General features: G+C 57.8%; 17 protein-coding genes. 8 read left to right on the forward strand and 9 right to left on the reverse strand.

The genetic code is table 11. From position 1 onward, the window contains the following. Positions 1-54 precede the first annotated feature (54 nt). Positions 55-381: a hypothetical protein gene (locus ACYZT2_RS23700; RefSeq protein WP_461967833.1), complete on the forward strand. Its 327-nt coding sequence runs from the start codon at positions 55-57 to the stop codon at positions 379-381. Positions 382-464: 83 nt separating this feature from the next. Beyond that, positions 465-1,214: a YkgJ family cysteine cluster protein gene (locus tag ACYZT2_RS23705; protein WP_461967835.1), complete on the forward strand. Its 750-nt coding sequence runs from the start codon at positions 465-467 to the stop codon at positions 1,212-1,214. Between the two features lie 156 nt (positions 1,215-1,370). Here the strand turns inward: ACYZT2_RS23705 and ACYZT2_RS23710 are convergent, their stop codons facing one another. The 8 genes from ACYZT2_RS23710 to rplM form a co-directional block, all read right to left on the reverse strand. Further along, a complete protein-coding gene (locus ACYZT2_RS23710) occupies positions 1,371-1,628 on the reverse strand; it encodes a hypothetical protein (RefSeq protein WP_461967837.1) in 258 nt (85 codons plus the stop codon). Between the two features lie 237 nt (positions 1,629-1,865). Next, the gene (locus ACYZT2_RS23715) at positions 1,866-2,279 is read right to left on the reverse strand and encodes a ClpXP protease specificity-enhancing factor (RefSeq protein ID WP_018930121.1); all 414 of its coding nucleotides are present in this window, start codon (positions 2,277-2,279) and stop codon (positions 1,866-1,868) included. 16 nt (positions 2,280-2,295) lie between these two features. After that, positions 2,296-2,913 carry a glutathione S-transferase N-terminal domain-containing protein gene (locus tag ACYZT2_RS23720; RefSeq protein ID WP_007905304.1) on the reverse strand — a complete coding sequence of 206 codons (618 nt, stop codon included), beginning with the start codon at positions 2,911-2,913 and terminating at the stop codon, positions 2,296-2,298. 150 nt (positions 2,914-3,063) lie between these two features. Next, complete coding sequence (locus ACYZT2_RS23725; RefSeq protein ID WP_461967839.1) at positions 3,064-3,846, reverse strand: cytochrome c1; 783 nt, start codon at positions 3,844-3,846, stop codon at positions 3,064-3,066. Further along, positions 3,846-5,057 (reverse strand): cytochrome b, encoded by a 1,212-nt coding sequence (locus ACYZT2_RS23730; protein WP_461967841.1) that lies wholly within the window; start codon positions 5,055-5,057, stop codon positions 3,846-3,848. Before ACYZT2_RS23730 ends, ACYZT2_RS23725 begins: the two co-directional genes overlap by 1 nt. Next, entirely contained in the window at positions 5,057-5,650 is a 594-nt protein-coding gene (petA, locus tag ACYZT2_RS23735; protein ID WP_007905300.1) for a ubiquinol-cytochrome c reductase iron-sulfur subunit, read from the reverse strand. Before petA ends, ACYZT2_RS23730 begins: the two co-directional genes overlap by 1 nt. Before the next feature lie 267 nt (positions 5,651-5,917). Beyond that, a complete protein-coding gene (rpsI, locus tag ACYZT2_RS23740; protein WP_002555064.1) occupies positions 5,918-6,310 on the reverse strand; it encodes a 30S ribosomal protein S9 in 393 nt (130 codons plus the stop codon). 14 nt (positions 6,311-6,324) lie between these two features. Further along, positions 6,325-6,753: a 50S ribosomal protein L13 gene (rplM, locus tag ACYZT2_RS23745; RefSeq protein ID WP_007905295.1), complete on the reverse strand. Its 429-nt coding sequence runs from the start codon at positions 6,751-6,753 to the stop codon at positions 6,325-6,327. 245 nt (positions 6,754-6,998) lie between these two features. On the opposite strand from rplM, the gene ACYZT2_RS23750 reads away from it, so the two are divergent. Next, positions 6,999-8,039, forward strand: coding sequence for an NADP(H)-dependent aldo-keto reductase (locus ACYZT2_RS23750; protein WP_461967855.1), 1,041 nt, complete (start codon positions 6,999-7,001; stop codon positions 8,037-8,039). 132 nt (positions 8,040-8,171) lie between these two features. Here the strand turns inward: ACYZT2_RS23750 and ACYZT2_RS23755 are convergent, their stop codons facing one another. Then, positions 8,172-9,308: an acyl-CoA dehydrogenase family protein gene (locus ACYZT2_RS23755; RefSeq protein WP_038981619.1), complete on the reverse strand. Its 1,137-nt coding sequence runs from the start codon at positions 9,306-9,308 to the stop codon at positions 8,172-8,174. 244 nt (positions 9,309-9,552) lie between these two features. Between ACYZT2_RS23755 and ACYZT2_RS23760 the strand changes: the two genes are divergently transcribed. The 5 genes from ACYZT2_RS23760 (at position 9,553) to ACYZT2_RS23780 (ending at position 15,976) form a co-directional block, all read left to right on the forward strand. Beyond that, entirely contained in the window at positions 9,553-10,449 is an 897-nt protein-coding gene (locus tag ACYZT2_RS23760) for a GlxA family transcriptional regulator (protein WP_461973233.1), read from the forward strand. Positions 10,450-10,706: 257 nt separating this feature from the next. Beyond that, positions 10,707-12,656: a flavin monoamine oxidase family protein gene (locus tag ACYZT2_RS23765; RefSeq protein WP_461967858.1), complete on the forward strand. Its 1,950-nt coding sequence runs from the start codon at positions 10,707-10,709 to the stop codon at positions 12,654-12,656. Positions 12,657-12,817: 161 nt separating this feature from the next. Then, positions 12,818-13,705, forward strand: coding sequence for a nitrilase family protein (locus ACYZT2_RS23770; RefSeq protein WP_461967860.1), 888 nt, complete (start codon positions 12,818-12,820; stop codon positions 13,703-13,705). A gap of 15 nt (positions 13,706-13,720) precedes the next feature. After that, on the forward strand, positions 13,721-14,929 hold the full coding sequence (locus ACYZT2_RS23775; RefSeq protein WP_461967862.1) for a hypothetical protein: 1,209 nt from the start codon (positions 13,721-13,723) through the stop codon (positions 14,927-14,929). Positions 14,930-14,995: 66 nt separating this feature from the next. Continuing rightward, the gene (locus tag ACYZT2_RS23780; protein WP_461967864.1) at positions 14,996-15,976 is read left to right on the forward strand and encodes an asparaginase; all 981 of its coding nucleotides are present in this window, start codon (positions 14,996-14,998) and stop codon (positions 15,974-15,976) included. Positions 15,977-16,004 lie beyond the last annotated feature (28 nt).

Consider the following 16,004-nt stretch of genomic DNA (forward strand, 5'->3'; position numbering starts at 1 on the left):
AACCATCAGGCATACTCACCCCTTGGCCAATACCAGCCCAAGGATGCCCAAACCATGAAAACCACCACCCTGACCTTCCTCTGCCTCGCCGCCCTCGCCACCCAAACCCACGCCTCCAGCCCCGACGCCTGGGTCGCCTACGACAAAGCCGTGCTCGCCAGCTGCACCAAAACCAGTGGCCTGAAGAACGTCAAACCCGTCGGCAATGCCGCGCAGTTCGATGACCGGGTCGGTTATACCGCGCTCCTGCTGCAAGGCCAGTACCCGCAAAAACACATGAAAGGCCAGCAAGGCACCGAGTTGTGCCTCTATAACAAGAAGAGCAAAACCGCCTACGTGACCGAATGGGACTCCATCCGCCCAACAGCAAAAGCGCAGTGAATGGCGCATAACTTGCTTCGGTACAGACCTTTGCGGTGGCTTTTTGTCGCCATTTCATGCGCTCACAGGTGACTGGCCGTTCAATGAATACAACGTTTTCCTGCGTGGGTTGTGGCAAATGCTGCAACGACCACCACGTGCCCCTGACACTGACCGAAGCCCGGACGTGGGCGGCCGATGGCGGTCAGGTGATCGTGCTGGTGGAGGCCTTCCTCGCCAATGGCCTGGGCTTGCCCGTGCAGCAACGCGAACATGCCGAACGCCGTTCAATTGTGGTTCGAAGCGGCGCCTGCGACGCGCACGTGGCGATCACCTTTGCCGCGTACAACGTCGGTCCCTGCCGGAATCTTGACGAAGACAACCTCTGCCGCATCTACGAACGCCGACCGCTGGTGTGCCGCATCTATCCGATGGAAATCAATCCGCACATCCCGCTCAACCCGGCGATCAAGGAATGCCCGCCCGAGTCTTGGGATACAGGGCCGAATTTGATCATTGGGGGTGAGCTGGTGGATCAGGAGCTTGTGGGATTGATCCAGCGCTCCCGTCAGGCGGATCGCGATGAGATTCAGACCAAGGAGGCGATTTGCGCGTTATTGGGGATTCGGACGACAGCGCTGAAGGGCGATGGATTTACTGCTTATCTGCCGGACATGACTGCGTTTGCCGTGGTTATTGATCAGGTGGCTCAGCAGCCGTTGGCGGGGTCTGGTGGTGAATGGGTCTTTCATGTGTCAGGCGATGACATTGCCGGGCAAGTGCTGGCAGCCGGGGCTCAGGTGGCGACTGAAGTGCCGCTGAACTATGCGTTTATTTCGTTGCGGGCGGCTTGAGCCAGAGGTGTGTGGTGTTTGTGCGAACCCCTTCGCGAGCAAGCCCGCCCCCACAGTGGATTTGTGTCGCACACCGAATCTGTGAACGACGATGAACCACTGTGGGAGCGGGCTTGCTCGCGAAGACGGCAGATCAGGCACCGCAGAGGTAAAAACTCAGCGCTTACCCATCGAACGACGAGTGCCAGGAGGCGCTGCACCCGGAGTCTTGGTGTGACCGTTCTTGGCGCCATTCTTGTACCAAAGCTGACTGGCATTCTTCGCCGCAGCCAATTCACCCGGCTTGAATGGAAACTTGAATGCGGGGATCGCCGCTTTGGTTTCGCTGTCTGCGCTGGAGTCGACGCTGTCTGGCAGGTCTGCCTGGTCGTCGCTCAAGGCGTCGGCAACCGGCGGTTGTGTCGGGGAAGTCATGAAAGCTCCGGGTGATGCTCAAAGAGTCGGGCCCGGTAGGCGAGCCGCGAAAGGCAGCAGTATACCTGTCTCAGGGGCCGCAAGCTGCAGTTGGTCAGTAGGGTTTTGTGCTGACTGACCTGCCGCCTTCGCAAGCCTTGCTCCTACAGTGGTTCATCGTCGTTCACCGATTCCGTATACGACATAGATCCACCGGGCGCACATAAAAAAGGCGATCCATTCGGATCGCCTTTTTTATTACTTCACCACCTTCAAACTCGGTCGACCGCTGGGACGCGGCGGCTCACTGTCGGGTGGCGGAACATCATCATCCGGTTCGATATCTTCCTCGTCTTCCAGAGGCGATTCCATATCGAACACCATGCCCTGACCGTTCTCCCGGGCGTAAATACCCAGGATCGATGCGATAGGCACGTACAGGGTATGCGGCACGCCACCGAAGCGCCCCTCGAAACTGACTGCCTCGTTGTCCATGTGCAGGTGACGCACGGCCGCCGGGGAAACATTCAGGACAATCTGTCCGTCACTGGCAAAACCCTGAGGCACCTGCACCGATGGATACTCGGAATTAACCAGCATGTGCGGGGTGCAATCGTTGTCCACAATCCACTCGTAGAGCGCGCGGACCAGATAAGGTCGACTGGAGTTCATAGCGGCTCCTTAAGCCTTAGCGCATATCGCGTTCGACACCAGACAGACTCGCCTGGAAAGCCTCACGCGCAAACGAGCGCTCCATATAATCAAGCAGCGGCTTGGCAGGCCGCGGCAGTTCAATACCCAGAATCGGCAATCGCCAGAGTATTGGCAATAGGCAGCAATCCACCAGACTTTGTTCCTCACTGAGGAAAAACGGCTTGTCGGCAAACAACGGCGACACGCCTGTCAGGCTTTCGCGCAGCTCTTTACGAGCCACGACACGGGCTGCTTCCTTGGTCCGCGAATCCAGAATCAGATCCACCAGACCACACCAGTCACGCTGAATGCGATGAATCAGCAGACGACTGTTGGCACGCGCAACAGGATAAACCGGCAGCAATGGCGGGTGCGGGTAGCGCTCATCCAGATATTCCATCACCACGGTCGACTCCCACAACGCCAGGTCGCGATCGACCAGGGTGGGCAGGCTTCCGTAAGGGTTCACTTCAATCAGTTTAGGCGGCTGGCGACCAGCTTCCACGTAAATGATCTCGGCGCTGACACCCTTCTCTGCAAGTACGATGCGCACTCGGTGGGAATAGTGGTCGGCGGGGTCGGAGTAACAGGCCAACCGATTGGTCACGCCCATGGCGGTCCTCCTCGCTTGTTGAAATTATCGGAAACGGAAAAACACGCGCGCCCAGAGGGCGCCTCCCGTAACGCCTGGATCACCAGACTCGTTACACCTTCAGAGACGCCCCTGGGCGCGCGCGATTAACAGCAATGGCTTACAGAGATATCAATGGACGTCTTTCCAGTATTCACGCTTGAGCAAGTAAGCGAATACGAAGAAAAACGCCAGGTACAGCAACACATAGGTACCGATGCGCTGATGCTGCAGCTTCACCGGGTTGGCCGAGTAGGCCAGGAAGGTCACCAGGTTCTTGACCTTCTCGTCGAACTGCTCTTCGTTCAGCGTGCCGGTTTTCGGTAATACAGTCAGTTGATCGCAGGCTTCATGGGTCAAAGCGGTGCCGGTCAGCGGATCGTATTGCTTCTTGCCGTCTTCGACGATTTGAACTTGTTTACAGCCTACCACTTGACGACCCTGCAGGCCGACCAGAACGTTAGGCATGCCGACGTTCGGGAACACCTTGTTGTTCACGCCCCAAGGACGCGAAGGGTCTTCATAGAAGGAACGCAGGTAGCCGTAGAGCCAGTCGGTGCCACGAACACGAGCCACCAGCGTCAGGTCGGGCGGTGCCGCACCGAACCAGTTTTTGGCGTCCGCCGGCTGCATGCCGATGTTCATGTGGTCGCCGATCTTCGCACCAGTAAACACCAGCTTCTCGAGCATCAGCTCGTGAGGAATGCCCAGGTCATCGGCGACACGCTCGTAGCGCTGGAACTTGGCGCTGTGGCAGCCCATGCAATAGTTGGCGAACGTACGCGCGCCATCCTGCATGGCAGCCTTGTCGGAAACATCGATATCGACCTTTTCCAGCTCCGGGCCACTCGATGTCGATGCGAAAGACAGTACAGGCATCGCCGCAAGAATCAGTACAGCCAATAGCTTTTTCATCAGCCAGTCACCCTTTCCGGAACCGGTTTGGTCTTCTCGAGCCTGGTGTAGAACGGCATCAGAATGAAGTAGGCGAAGTACAGGAAGGTACATACCTGCGACAGCAACGTACGGCCTGGAGTTGGAGCCAGAACACCCAACACACCCAGGATCACGAACGAGATGCAGAACACCCAGAGCCAGATCTTGCTCAGCCAGCCTTTGTAACGCATCGACTTGACCGGGCTGCGATCCAGCCATGGCAGGACGAACAGCACAGCGATGGCCGCGCCCATGGCGATTACGCCCAGGAGCTTGTCCGGAACCGCCCGCAGGATCGCGTAGAACGGCGTGAAGTACCAGACCGGAGCGATGTGCTCAGGGGTCTTGAAGGCGTTCGCCACTTCAAAGTTCGGCTTCTCGAGGAAGTAGCCGCCCATTTCCGGGAAGAAGAATACGATCGAACAGAAGATGAACAGGAACACCACCACGCCGACGATATCTTTCACGGTGTAGTACGGGTGGAAGGCAATGCCGTCCAGCGGTACGCCGTTTTCGTCTTTGTGTTTCTTGATGTCGACGCCATCCGGGTTGTTCGAACCGACTTCGTGCAGCGCCAGAATGTGCACCACCACCAGACCGAGGATCACGATCGGCAGAGCAACCACATGCAAGGCGAAGAAGCGGTTCAGGGTAATACCGGAAATCAGGTAGTCGCCACGAATCCACTGGGTCAGGTCGTTACCGATGACCGGGATCGCACCGAACAGCGAGATGATCACCTGGGCACCCCAGTAGGACATCTGGCCCCACGGCAGCAGATAACCCATGAAGGCCTCAGCCATCAACGCCAGGTAGATCAGCATGCCGAACACCCATACCAGCTCGCGCGGCTTCTGGTACGAACCATAAAGCAGGCCACGGAACATATGCAGGTAAACGACGATGAAGAACATCGAAGCACCGACTGCGTGCAGCATGCGCAGGATCGAGCCGTGCTCGACGTCGCGCATGATGTATTCGACGGAAGCAAACGCTTCTTCCGCCGACGGGGTGTAGCTCATGGTCAGCCAGATACCGGTAACGAGCTGGTTGACCAGAACGAGCAGCGCCAGGGAGCCAAAGAAATAGAAGAAGTTGAAGTTCTTCGGGGCGTAGTACTTGCTGAGATGGTCTTCCCACATTTTGGTCGCGGGAAAGCGCGCATCAACCCAATCCATGAACTTGCTCATCACGCTTTCTCCGTATCGACGCCAATGACAATGATGTCATCGGTCTCATAGGAATGCGGGGGAACTGGCAGGTTCAAAGGCGCGGGTTGCGACTTGTAGACGCGGCCAGCCAAATCGTAGTGGGAACCGTGGCAAGGGCAGAAATAACCCCCTACCCAATCCTTGCCCAGGTCTGCTGGTGCCACTTCCGGGCGGAAGGTCGGTGAGCAACCCAGGTGAGTGCAGATACCGATCAGCAGCAGAACTTCTGGCTTGATCGAACGCGTCTCCGGGTCGACATAGGTCGGTTGCGTCGAGTTCTTGGAGGTCGGGTCAGACAGCTGGCCCTCGATCTTTTTCAGATTCCCCAGGATTTCCTCGGTACGGCGGACAATGAACACCGGCTGGCCGCGCCACTCAGCAATCATTTGCTGGCCTGGCTCGATTTTGCTGACATTCACTTTCACCGGTGCACCTGCAGCTTTCGCCTTGGCACTGGGAAACCATGACCCCACGAACGGGACCGCAGCCCCCACCGCTCCTGCAGCACCCACCACGGATGTGGCTGCTACCAAGAAGCGACGCCGGCCTGCATTCACGCCGTCATTGCTCATTCAGTCCTCTCCCATCAGCTTTGTGGCCTGTTAAATCAGGCGTCTACTAAGTAAAAATCTGAACTTATAAAAATTTTGCCGAATGGTAATGAAAAGCCCCAATTCTGACAAGGTAATTACCGAGGGGCTCCACTGCCAAGCCTTGCAGTATAGGGCTTCTGCGGATGTGGCAAGTTGTCACAGCGCAATTCCTCGATAAATCGCGCCCATAAAAAAACGCCCAGCTTCGCGAGGAAACTGGGCGTTCTTTTTGAACGCGAAAGCGAATTAACGCTTCGAGTACTGCGGACGCTTACGCGCTTTACGCAGACCAACTTTCTTACGTTCAACTTCACGAGCATCGCGAGTAACGAAGCCAGCTTTGCGCAGAGCGCCACGCAGGGTTTCGTCGTACTGCATCAGTGCGCGAGTGATACCGTGGCGGATTGCGCCAGCTTGACCACTTACACCACCGCCGATCACGGTGACGTAGATGTCGAACTTCTCGACAGTCTCAGTCAATTCCAGCGGCTGACGAACTACCATGCGGGCAGTTTCGCGGCCGAAGAAATTATCCAGCGAACGGTTGTTGATGGAGATGTTACCAGTACCCGGACGCAGGAAAACGCGTGCGGTTGCGGTCTTGCGACGGCCAGTGCCGTAATTTTGAGTCGCCGACATAATGAACTATTCCGTTAAAACTTCAGTTCTTGGGGCTGCTGAGCAGTATGAGGGTGTACAGCGCCCGCATAGACTTTCAGCTTACGATACATGTCGCGACCCAGCGGGTTCTTAGGCAGCATGCCTTTGACCGCGGTCTCGATCACGCGCTCAGGGGCTTTAGCGATCAGCTTTTCGAAGTTGATCGACTTGATGCCGCCCGGGAAACCGGAGTGGGAGTAGTAGATCTTGTCGGTGGTTTTAGCACCGGTTACACGAATCTGCTCGGCATTGATAACGACAATGTAATCGCCGGTGTCAACGTGAGGTGTGTACTCAGCTTTATGCTTGCCACGCAGACGGCTCGCGATTTCGGTGGCCAGACGACCCAGGGTCTGACCTGCAGCGTCGACGACAAACCAGTCGCGCTGTACTGTTTCCGGTTTAGCAGTAAAAGTTTTCATTCTTTATAGCCTCAGGGGCCGCCCTGTAAATTAGACGGCGGATCTTACTGAATAGTGCGTACTTTGACAAGTCAAAGGCAGCCGGATACAGACGCTTTCGGGGGCTCGGGTCGGCGCGTCCGTTCAACGGCAAGATTCTTCGGCGGCGGCGCATCACTTCCACTGCAGAAAGAGGTGCGCAATTATGCAGATTGCGAAAAATAATTCAACCTGCTTTTATGATTGTTTTGCCCAAGGAGCACCCGATGGACTATCGCCAGCTAGGCCGTACCGATCTGAACGTGAGTGCAATCTGCCTCGGCACCATGACCTGGGGCGAGCAAAACAGCGAGGCTGAAGCCTTCGCCCAGATCGAACGGGCCAAGAGCGCCGGGATCAATTTCATCGACACCGCCGAAATGTACCCGGTGCCGCCCAAGGCCGAAACCTACGCCACCACCGAGCGCTACATCGGCAATTACTTCAAAAGTCGCGGCGATCGCGCCGACTGGATCCTGGCGAGCAAGATCGCCGGCCCCGGCAACACCATCGACTACATCCGCGACAAAAACCTCAAGCACAACCGCGAGCACATCGTCCGGGCGGTGGATGCTAGCCTCAAGCGCTTGCAGACCGACTACATCGATCTCTATCAGTTGCACTGGCCGGAACGCAGCACCAATTTCTTTGGGCAACTGGGCTACAAGCACACGAGCGAAGTCAACCTCACGCCGTTGGAAGACACCCTCGAAGCACTGGACGAACAGGTCAAGGCCGGCAAGATCCGCCACATCGGCCTGTCCAATGAAACCCCGTGGGGCACCATGCGTTTCCTCGCTATCGCCGAAGCCCGGGGCTGGCCGCGCGCGGTGTCGATCCAGAACCCCTACAACTTGCTCAATCGCTGCTTCGAAGTCGGCCTGGCGGAAATCGCCATCCGCGAACAGTGCGGCCTGCTCGCCTACTCGCCACTGGCGTTCGGCTACCTGTCGGGCAAATACGAAGGTGGCGCGCGCCCGCCCAAAGGTCGTCTGAGCCTCTACAGCCGCTTCAGCCGCTATTTCAATCCTCAGTCAGAGGCAGCGTGCAGCCGTTATGTGGCACTGGCTCGTGAACACGGCCTGGATCCGGCGCAGATGGCATTGGCATTCGTCACACAGCAACCGTTCGTCACCAGCAACATCATTGGCGCCACCACGCTTGAGCAACTGGACAGCAACATTGCCAGCTTCGAGCTGAAACTTTCCGACGAAGTGTTGGCGGGGATCGAGGCGATTCACCAGGATCATCCGAATCCTGCACCTTGATTGATTCATAGGCCCAATCGCGAGCAGGCTCGCTCCCACATGGATCCGTGCCGATCACAAAATGGTGGTCTGACATAAATCCAATGTGGGAGCGAGCCTGCTCGCGATAGCGGTCTGACAATCACTGCCGCATCAAAGCGACCGCGCAATAATCTCCTTCATGATCTCATTGGTCCCGGCATAGATGCGCTGCACCCGCGCATCCGCCCACGCCCGGGCGATCGGGTATTCCCACATAAACCCGTAACCGCCATGCAACTGCACACACTCGTCGAGCACCTTGCATTGCAGGTCGGTGCCCCAGTACTTGGCCATTGCAGCTGTCGGCACGTCGAGCTTGCCTTGCAGATGCAGTTCCAGGCAGCGATCGACGAAAACCCGGCCGATCTGGATTTCGGTCGCCATTTCAGCGAGTTTGAAGCGGGTGTTCTGGAAGTCGGCGATGGCCTTGCCGAAAGCCTTGCGCTCACGGGTGTAATCCAGCGTCCATTGCAACGCCGCTTCGGCTGACGCCAAGCCGCCCACCGCGACCGTCAGACGCTCCTGCGGCAGTTCCTGCATCAAGTAAGCGAAGCCCATCCCGGCCTGGCCCAGCAGGTTTTCCTTTGGCACCCGAACATCCTGGAAGAACAGCTCCGAGGTGTCCTGAGCCTTCATGCCGACCTTTTCCAGACGCTTGCCCTTGGCGAAGCCCGGCGTATTGGCCTCCACCAGAAACAGACTGGTGCCCTTCGCCCCCGCCTTCGGATCGGTCTTGGCCACCACGATCACCAGGTCAGCCAGAAAACCATTGGTGATGAAGGTCTTCGAACCGTTGATCACGTATTCGTCGCCATCCAGCACAGCGGTGGTTTTCACCCCTTGCAGGTCGGAACCGGCACCCGGCTCGGTCATGGCAATCGCGGTGACCATCTCGCCAGACACCAGTTTGGGCAGGTATTTGTGTTTCAGCGCTTCACTGCCGTAATGCAGGATGTAAGGCGCCACGATGTCCGAATGAAGAGAAAAACCGATCCCGGTCAGCCCCAGGCGGCCGACCTCTTCGATCACCACCGCGCTGTAGAGAAAGTCTGCCCCCAGCCCGCCGTATTCTTCCGGCAGATGCGAACAGAGCATCCCCGCCTCCCCCGCCTTGTTCCAGAGTTTGCGGTCGATATAGCCTTGTTTTTCCCATTGCCCATGGAACGGCACGGCCTCTTTTTCGAGGAACGTTCGCACGCTGTCGCGAAAAAGTTCGTGCTCGGAGCTGAACAAGGTTCTGGGGATCATGCGACACCTGTGGTTATTGTTAGTCGGAAATGTCCTTCAGAGACTAAGCCTCGCTTCCGATACAGGACACTGGACACATCCGACAAAAAATAAGACGATCCCGCCGTCTGGTGACCACTTTCCCCTATAAGAATAAAGTTGAATTATGTCTAACCAAGTCTCCACGCCCTTGCGGCGCGTCAGCATCCTGGCTATCGACCGGGTTTTCGCTTCCACCCTCATGCAAGCCAAGGATTTCTTCCATCTGGCCAGCCTGCGCTATGGCAAACAACTGGGCCAAGGACTGACACCGGCGTTTGAAACCCGGTTGGTCAGCCCCGATGGCAAACCGGTGAACAGCTTCAGCGACGTGATCATGCCGGTGGACGGCGGCCTGGAAAATGCCGACGTCATCATCCTTCCCGCCTTCTGGGACGATTTCGACACCCTCTGCAAACGTTATCCACAGGTCCTGCCGTGGCTGCGTCAGCAGCATGCACGCGGCGCAGTGTTATGTGGCGAGGCCACTGGCGTGTTCTGGCTGGCCGAGGCCGGGTTGCTCGACGGCAAGGAAGCGACGACCTACTGGCGTTTCTTCAATGCGTTTGCCGAGCGCTTCCCGCAGGTCCAGCTCAATCAGGACAAACACCTGACCGACGCCGACAACCTGTATTGTGCCGGCGGCACCACGTCAGCCTGCGACCTCTACATTTACCTGATCGAGCGTTTTTGCGGCGCCCACGTGGCCCAGGCCGTGGCCCGCGACATTCTTTACGAAGTGCAGCGCAGCTACGCGCCGGGGCGGATCGGTTTCGGCGGTCAGAAACTGCACCAGGACGTGATCATCCTGCAGATCCAGCATTGGCTCGAAGAACACTTTGCCGACAAGTTCCGCTTCGAAGACGTGGCCCGCGAACACGGCATGAGCATCCGCAACTTCATGCGCCGCTTCCAGACCGCCACCGGCGACAAACCGCTGCATTACCTGCAGCGACTGCGCATCGAAACCGCCAAGGGCTTGTTGTCCGGCAGCCGCAAGAGCATCAAGACCATCAGCTATGAAGTCGGTTACGACGATGCGAGCTTCTTCGCCCGGCTGTTCCGCCAGCACACGGAGTTGTCGCCGAACCAGTATCGACAGCAGTTTCAACAAGCGGCTTAAGGGCTGGACGCAAATCCAATGTGGGAACGAGCCTGCTCGCGATGACGGCCTCACCTCAAAAAAAGAAGTGACTGACAGACCGCAATCGCGAGCAGGCTCGCTCCCACGGGGTGGTGCGCCCTCCATCTGACATACAGGGTTTTTTCCCACGGCAAAAAACGAATTGAGAGCCCCGCCCCGCCCTGTTTTGCGGCTAGGCGCTGATCGCTGCAGTCTTCAACATCTTTCCCTGCCAACATCATCAGGGAAGATCAACCATGACCATCGGCTCAAGCTACAACTACCCCGCCCACGTTGCCAAAGACGCCGTTCGAAAAAAACGCTCGACGGTCAACAAATGGTCAGGCCGTTTCCCCAATCCGCCCGATTTATGCTTCGACTACCGCGCGTTGGTCGAACAGGAAAACGGCATCGCCAGGGCCACTGCCCCGCAGCACAGAATCTGCATCATCGGCGCCGGCGTGACGGGCCTCACCGCCGCCAGAGAACTGCATCGCTGCGGATTCACCCACATCACCCTGATCGAACAATCAACTCGCATCGGCGGCCGGCACCTGACTGTACCCGGAAGCCGACAATCGAACGCGAGCCATACGCCGTTTGAAATGGGCGCCATGCGCATGCCCTTTTTCAACCGCGTGGATGAATCGCCGATCGAGGGCCGATCGCTGATGGCCTACTACGCCGATACGTTCGATCTGGCGTTTAGCGATTTCGCCAACCCTGGAAGCCAATGGGTCAAATCAACCGGCATCTATTTGCGAGAAGGCAGTCTGGGCGGGGAATCGCGCCCGCAGATGCTGATCTGGAACAACCCGGACGGCGAAACCCCACCACCCGGCGAGAAGCTGCAAGCGGTTTACGCCAAATGGAAAACCTTTGCCGACCGCATGACCCGGCACGTTGCCGAGGTTTATGCCAGCCAGGCGTGGGAAGCCATGTGGGCGGCTATCGTCGAAAAATACCACAGCGTCTCGTTTCGCGACCTGGTCAGCATGCCCGCCATCGAGGCGTGGGACAAACACACTCCAGGCGACTTCGGCGGCATGGGCATGACTGCCCAGGAATCAGCGATTTTCTACGCCATCGGCATCGGCGATGGCAGCTGGGGAGCATTTTATGACGTTTGCTCCCTTTACCCGTTACGCACTGCCATTTTTGGATTCAGCAGTCAGCTACAGCTGATTCAGGGGCGGGTTGACTCACAAGGCGATCCTTTGGCCGATTCACCCCACCTGCACAGCAAGGCAGTCTTTGACTCGACCGGACTTTCTTTCGATCAGCCCCGCTACATCGGCCTCGCCGCGCTCAACGAATGCCTGCTATTCATGAAGCCCAGGGAAATGGCCAAATCCTTCTACGAACACTGCCTGGACAGAACCAATGGTCTGCTCACGGATTCGTCCGTCACCAAACTCAGGAAACTCGCCAACCAGAAAACCCGCGTGTATTTCAACTGGAAACACAGCCAACCGGAGCACACCCAGGAGCACTTCGATGACTATGATTCGGTCATCCTCACCCTTCCCTCCTGGCTGATTGAAACGCGAATCAAATTGGAGGATTTCACCCCGCAAATGCTGCCATTCGAGACGATCAATGCCTATAAAACGGCGCACTGGGAAACCAGCTGCAAGGTGTTCGCGCCATTGAAAAAAACTTTTCTGTCCGGCAACAGCAACATTCCTCAGGTCATCGTCACGGACAGTTTCATCCATGACGTTTACACCTATCGCTACAACGACAATTACAGCTATGACTGCATTCTGCTGAGTTACACCTGGGAAGATGACGCGACCAAGCTGGCGTGCTTTAGCGATACAGAACTTGTCAAAAAGTGCGCAAAAGAACTGGATCGGATTCTCATGAACTCGAGCAATATTCAGCAGAGAATTTCTCCGTACATCGGTCTCGAGCAAGCCGTGGTGCAGCGCTGGATGACGGATAAAAATGCCTTGGGCTGTGCCAAGTTGTACCGCCCCGGTGCCTACTACGACGCCGTCAGCCTGATGAAATACAACCGCGACTATGCGCATGTTTCTGGCCTGTACCTGTCAGGTGAATCATTCTCTGTCGACGCCGGCTGGACCGAACCCTGCTTCAGGGGCGCCGTCGACGCAGTTATCCATATCTGCAACAAAACCGCCGCGACTTTCAACGGCGGTTTTTCGATGAGTGACTACCCGCACTACAACGTCGCTACCTGACGCCGACCTCGGCTTTCGCTCCAGCGCCAACCTGCGTCAATACATCTTGGGAGATGGCCTACAGCCGTCACGGAATCGGCTGACTTACTCGCTGCCCTCGTTTCGCCTCTTATGAACACGCAGTTAAACCGCGTGAAAACAATAAAAAGAGGTCATCCGAAATGAGCGAGCCCATCAGCCCTGTTCGTGTAGCAGTCGTGCAATTCGATCCACAAGTCGGCATGGATAACCGTGACGTCAATGTACTTCAGAGCCTGGATCTGGCTCGAGAGGCAGCCAACGGCGGGGCGAATCTCATCGTCCTGCCTGAGCTGTCGAGTAGCGGATACTTCTTCAGCAACCGTCAGGATGCATTCGACCATTCGGAAGTGGTTCCCGAGGGGCCGAGTGTGCAGGCGTGGATGGAGTTCGCCCGCGAGCACCGGGTGTACCTTGTGGCCGGTTTGACCGAGCGCGATGGCATGCGTTTGTTCAACACCGGGGTACTGGTCGGACCCGACGGCTTCATCGGCAAGTACCGCAAGGCCCATTTGTGGAACCTGGAAAAACTCTGGTTCACGCCGGGCGACCTGGGCTTCCCGGTGTTCGACACGCCCATCGGCCGAATCGGCCTGTTGATCTGCTGGGACATCTGGTTCCCGGAAGTGCCGCGCATCCTCAGCCAGCAAGGCGCGGACATTATCTGCAGCCTGAACAACTGGGTCTGGACGCCACCGCCGCTGTTCGATGATGCGGGCAAATGCATGGCCTCCTACCTGACCATGACCGCCGCGCATGTCAACAATGTGTTTATCGCCGCCGCCAGTCGAATCGGAGAAGAACGCGGTGCGCGCTATCTCGGCTGCTCGCTGATTGCCGGCACCAACGGTTGGCCGATCGGCAAGGTGGCGTCGGCAGACAAGCAGGAAATTCTGTTCGCTGATATCGATCTGACCAGCTCTCGCAGCGCCCCCATCTGGAACAGCTTGAACGACCTGCACCGTGATCGCCGGTCCGATCTTTACGATCAGATGCTGGGTTATCACCAGCACCCTTGCCTGCCGCGCTGACAGGGGGCATGACGGATGGACACCCCAAACCAGAAACAACTGAACCACGTGCCCGCCCGCTCGCCGCTCGATAGCGCGATTATCGGGTTGATGCTCGGCACGTCCCTGCTGATCATATGGCTGTCATTCACCAACCGCTCGTTCTGGTCAGCTCATTGGCCAGACTACAGTCACCTGCTTTCGAGCCTCCCGGAGCCCACCGCCTGGTTGCGCTGGGTGTTGGGCGACATCAGCGAGGTGGCGTTCTACAAACATGAGTTCGCCTCGATCGGGTTGCTCGCCGGCGCCTACCTGGCCTACTGGGCGAATCGAACGGGCAAAGCCTGGCAAGGCTTTACCATTTGCTACGGCAGCGGGTTATGGCCGTGGCTGGTCACAAGCTCGTTGCTTGGGCTTTTACTCAGCAACTTGCTGTGGGGCTGGACGGTCACGGCCACCAGTTGGCAACCGACCTTTGCCGCCTTCGTCTCGCTGCCGGCGGCGATGGTGCTGATGTTTGGGGGCGGCTGGAAGGTGGCAATCAATGGCGCAATCATGGGTGCGCTGTTTGTCACGCCGATGTGTTTGCTGATCGTCAACTACGTCTGCAATCCTCTTGGATTGCCCGTGGTGATCGGCAACGTCTCAGGTATGGCGGCGGCGAGTGTCGGTGCCTTTCTGCTCTGCCGGTGGATGCCGAGGCTGGTGAAGTCCGCCGCACCCGAGCAGCCATCCGACGTTGCGTCTGATCCCGCTCTCATCAAAACGCCCGATTACGGGGTGTTCTGGAGCATGCGCCGGGTTCTGGCGGATTTTTCTGAAGCGCCCTTCTTCGGCAATGAATGGGCCAGTCTCGGCCTGATAGCGGGCGCCTTGCTCGCGTTCACGTTGAATCCGATGAGCCCCGTCTATGGGACCGGCTTGCTGCCGCAACTGCTCGCCGCGCAGGCACTGACGTCGGCATTGGGGATCGTGATCTGGCGGCAACAATGGATATCACGCGGCTGGTATCCGACTTATGTGCCACTGGTGTCAGTCGTACCGGCGGCAGTTCTGACCTACGGCGGCAGTTGGCAGGTCATCGCGTCAAGCGCACTGCTTGGCGCGCTGATTGCGCCGCCCCTGGCATGCATGCTGGCGCAGCGGGTACCGGGTTATATGCATGGCTTCATCGGCAATGTCCTGTCCATGGCCATCAGTACGCTGATGATCGTGCCGTTTGTGGGTTGGCTGATCAGCCACTGACAGCGTAACCACCTTTGGCCATTCCCGGATTGAATCCGGGAGCGGCCCATCACTGCGAGGTATTAAATGGACTTGCCCAAACTTTCCATTGCAGCGCTTGGCGGGACTGTGAGCATGCAATCGGAAAATACTGGCGAAGGGATTGTTCCGACTGTCAGCGGCGAAGCCCTGCTGAGTTCGGTGCCGACGCTTAAAACGCTGGCGCACATCAGCGTCGAAACGCTCGGGCTGATGCCAAGTGCCTCCCTGGACTTCGAGTTCCTGTTGAGCGTTCTGTCCTGGGCCAACTTCCAGATCGAACATGGTGCTGCAGGCGTGGTGATCACTCAGGGCACCGACACGCTGGAAGAAAGCGCCGCATTTCTGGATTATTTATGGGATCGCGACGAACCACTGGTCCTGACCGGCGCCATGCGCTCGGCCTCGGAACCGGGCGCTGAGGGTCCCGCGAACCTTCTGGATGCCTGTCGGGTCGCCCTGGCGACACACAGTCGCGGGCGCGGCGTACAGGTAGTGATGAATGGTCAGATTCATTCGGCGAGCGCTGTGCGCAAAACCGATTCGCTGGCATTGCAGGCGTTTTCATCGCCCATCGTCGGCCCCGCTGGCTTGCTGGTGGAAAGCAGCGTGCGCTATCTGCGCCCGCCCTCTCTACGCAACGTCTTGCCCTTGCCCCAGCAGACGTCGCAGAAAATCGCACTGCTGGAAGCCTCACTATCAGCTGATTGTTCGATCCTCGAAAACATTCTCGGGCTGGGTTATGACGGGCTGGTGATTGCCGGTTTCGGTGCCGGGCATGTTTCCGAGAGCTGGGCCAATGTCATGGAAACCATCGCCTGGCAGATTCCCGTCATTGTGGCGACGCGGACCGGTTCTGGATCGACTGCCCAGGTGACGTACGGATTTACCGGCGGCGAGATGGATTTGACTCGCAGGGGTGCGCTGATGGCGGGATTTGTCTGCCCGCGCAAGGCAAGAATCCTGTTGTGGCTGCTGGTGGGGTGTGAGCGACAGGGTGAGCTGGCGCGCTACCTGACTCAAGACTGACAACGGCACCTGTGTGAGCGGGCTTGAT

This window comes from Pseudomonas sp. MDT1-85 (genome assembly GCF_054898065.1).

Coding starts and splice junctions, on each gene's coding strand:
- ACYZT2_RS23765 (WP_461967858.1), top strand. CDS start 10,707: ATGACCATCGGCTCAAGCTACAACTACCCCGCCCACGTTGCCAAAGAC.
- ACYZT2_RS23725 (WP_461967839.1), bottom strand. CDS start 3,846: ATGAAAAAGCTATTGGCTGTACTGATTCTTGCGGCGATGCCTGTACTG.
- rpsI (WP_002555064.1), bottom strand. CDS start 6,310: ATGTCGGCGACTCAAAATTACGGCACTGGCCGTCGCAAGACCGCAACC.
- ACYZT2_RS23755 (WP_038981619.1), bottom strand. CDS start 9,308: ATGATCCCCAGAACCTTGTTCAGCTCCGAGCACGAACTTTTTCGCGAC.
- ACYZT2_RS23780 (WP_461967864.1), top strand. CDS start 14,996: ATGGACTTGCCCAAACTTTCCATTGCAGCGCTTGGCGGGACTGTGAGC.
- petA (WP_007905300.1), bottom strand. CDS start 5,650: ATGAGCAATGACGGCGTGAATGCAGGCCGGCGTCGCTTCTTGGTAGCA.
- ACYZT2_RS23710 (WP_461967837.1), bottom strand. CDS start 1,628: ATGACTTCCCCGACACAACCGCCGGTTGCCGACGCCTTGAGCGACGAC.
- ACYZT2_RS23750 (WP_461967855.1), top strand. CDS start 6,999: ATGGACTATCGCCAGCTAGGCCGTACCGATCTGAACGTGAGTGCAATC.
- ACYZT2_RS23770 (WP_461967860.1), top strand. CDS start 12,818: ATGAGCGAGCCCATCAGCCCTGTTCGTGTAGCAGTCGTGCAATTCGAT.
- ACYZT2_RS23730 (WP_461967841.1), bottom strand. CDS start 5,057: ATGAGCAAGTTCATGGATTGGGTTGATGCGCGCTTTCCCGCGACCAAA.
- ACYZT2_RS23775 (WP_461967862.1), top strand. CDS start 13,721: ATGGACACCCCAAACCAGAAACAACTGAACCACGTGCCCGCCCGCTCG.
- rplM (WP_007905295.1), bottom strand. CDS start 6,753: ATGAAAACTTTTACTGCTAAACCGGAAACAGTACAGCGCGACTGGTTT.
- ACYZT2_RS23720 (WP_007905304.1), bottom strand. CDS start 2,913: ATGGGCGTGACCAATCGGTTGGCCTGTTACTCCGACCCCGCCGACCAC.
- ACYZT2_RS23715 (WP_018930121.1), bottom strand. CDS start 2,279: ATGAACTCCAGTCGACCTTATCTGGTCCGCGCGCTCTACGAGTGGATT.
- ACYZT2_RS23705 (WP_461967835.1), top strand. CDS start 465: ATGAATACAACGTTTTCCTGCGTGGGTTGTGGCAAATGCTGCAACGAC.
- ACYZT2_RS23700 (WP_461967833.1), top strand. CDS start 55: ATGAAAACCACCACCCTGACCTTCCTCTGCCTCGCCGCCCTCGCCACC.